At 50.8% G+C, this 2,458-nt stretch carries 2 protein-coding genes; both read right to left on the reverse strand.

The annotated features are described in order from the left end of the window. Window positions 1-357 precede the first annotated feature (357 nt). A complete protein-coding gene (locus COY37_RS00065; protein ID WP_286975409.1) occupies window positions 358-1,494 on the reverse strand; it encodes a THUMP domain-containing class I SAM-dependent RNA methyltransferase in 1,137 nt (378 codons plus the stop codon). Between the two features lie 209 nt (window positions 1,495-1,703). Next, on the reverse strand, window positions 1,704-2,458 hold a 755-nt coding region (locus COY37_RS00070; RefSeq protein WP_286975412.1), incomplete at its 5' end, for a methyl-accepting chemotaxis protein.

Here is a 2,458-nt window from a genome sequence, read left to right on the forward strand (position 1 = left end):
GTTTAGATACGGCATCATTAAAATAGACGATATTCAAATCTTTATCCGCAACAAAAAGTGGGTCCGGTATTCCCGCCAGAAGCGATTCTGGATCCTGATTATCCTTGCCTTTGTCCTTTACTTCCGGGTTCTTAAACAACAACTTTTTCATTACTGTAAACTCCTCTCGGCAACTACTAGATATAAAAGTTAAATGAAACGCGGAAAAGCCCTTAAGCGGGACCGATGTTTCTTGCTCTTTGTATCGTCGTCAAAAAAAGTGAAAATAATTAGCCATAGTTCGTTATATTTTTAACATACTTGTTCACGCATACTACGTTGCATAATGAAGAAGCTTCTTTATCGAGGGGGCTTCGTTTAGTACAGCTCGTATTTCAAGAGCCTTGACTCGATCGGCCCGTTAAAGAGGACTATTCGCCGCGAGGCCTTAAGCCCGATGTGCTTGGCAAGTTCGAGATTGCCCGTAAAGACAAACCCCGAATACCCCTTGCACTTCTGCTTAAACACGTCACCGATGGTTTTATAGAACGGTTCGAGTTCTTGTTTCTGGCCTAGCCGCTCTCCGTACGGAGGATTCACGATAATAACACCGGGCCCCGGCGGTGGCTCCAGGTCTTTAATGTCCTTGCGGATAAACGGCACAAAGGGGCCCACCGTTGCCGCCCTCGCGTTCTCCATGGCGGCGCTAATCGCCTTGCCTGAGATATCGTAGCCACGTATGGGGGCTTGGGGCTTTGGCTTTCGCAACCCTTCCGCCTGGTTTACCAGACTATCCCACAGGTTTTTGTCGAAGTTAAGCCACTGCTGAAAGCCAAAGGTCTTGCGGATAAGTCCCGGGGCGATGTTCGCCGCTTTAAGGGCCGCCTCAATAACAATCGTTCCCGAGCCGCACATCGGGTCGATAAACGGGCTTTTCATATCCCATTCCGTGAAACACACCAAAGCCGCAGCGAGCGTCTCTTTTAACGGTGCCTCTAAACCGGCAGTCCTATACCCCCTTTTATGCAGGCTCTCATCCGATGTATCCAGGCTGAGCGTGCAATGATTGCGGTCGATGTGAACATTTATTCTAAGGTCGGGGTTCTCCGGGTCAACGCTCGGCCGCGACCCGGTTTTCTCGCGAAGCTGGTCGACTATCGCATCTTTCGTCTTAAGCGCCGCGTATTTTGAATGTTTCATCGTGGATGAGCGAACGTTTGCATCAACCGCCAGCGTCATCTTTGATGTAAGATGACGGCGCCAATCAATCTTGCGTACGCCATCATAAAGTGCCTGCTCCGAGGGGCAATTAAACTCGCGCAGCGTCATGAGCACACGGTTTGCCGTGCGCAACCATAGGTTGGCCCGGTAGGCGGCTTCAAGTTCACCGAAAAACCGTACGCCGCCGGTCTCCTCGACGACGTCCCTCATCCCAAGCGCGCGCAGCTCCCCGGCAAGAACCGGCTCAACCCCTTTGGCCGCAGTAGCAAAAAACCTGTGTCGATCCTTACTCATCCTAATACCTTATTCCTCGAATTATTTCTTATATACAAATTAGTGCGTTTTGAAGTGATATATACCCCACTGATTGTATGTCGAGCGAAGATACCATTCAAGCAGTAAAACCGCGCTAAGAAAGGTGGGGACTTTTATTCCCCCACCTTTATGTTTCTTTCGTGATGATCCAATGTATACTTGATTCTCTAGTTTCTACTCTCTACTGCCTAAGCAATCTGGTATTCATCGAGCAAGATATTAAGCTCATTGGCCACCGCCGTAAGTTCCTGTATAGAGGCTGCGACCTGCTGGATAGTTGCGCTTTGCTCTTGGGCTGAGGCCGAGACCTGCTCGGATGAGGCCGCCGCCTGCTCCGAAGCCGCCGCGATCGCATTAACCGCTGTGACCACTTCGCCTGTGGCCGCCGCGACTTCCTTGGTTTTAGTCTCGGTGTTTTCAGTAATCCCGCCGATTTTGTCTTGAATCTCCTGAATTAAGTTGCCGATCTCACCCGTTGCTTTGGCGCTTCTCTCGGCTAACTTTCTGACCTCGTCTGCAACCACCGCAAAGCCTTTGCCGTGCTCTCCTGCCCTGGCCGCCTCGATGGCTGCGTTTAGTGCAAGCAGATTGGTTTGGCTTGCAATGTCGTCGATGACTTCGATGATGTCGTTAATACCGTTGGTTAAGTCTGCAATGCTTTTGGTCTGGTCTTCCGCGCTTTCTACCATGGCGTTGATCGAATCCGAGACATGCTCGACTGAATTTGTCGCTTGCGCGGCGGCATTTGACTGTTCGCTTGAACCCTGCGCGATCTGGCCGATGGCCGTCGCTACCTGAGTTGTTGTTGTCGTGATCTGATCGGTGTGGATTGATATCTCGTTAAATGAGGTGTTGAGCCGCTCTGCGGACAGTTTAATCTTCTCCAGGGTACGTTTCTCCTGGGTAACCTCTCGGACGATCTCCATGCCCCCGACGATTGCTC

Source organism: Candidatus Aquicultor secundus, from assembly GCF_002791875.1.
In the GTDB taxonomy this organism is placed as follows: domain Bacteria; phylum Actinomycetota; class Aquicultoria; order Aquicultorales; family Aquicultoraceae; genus Aquicultor_A; species Aquicultor_A secundus.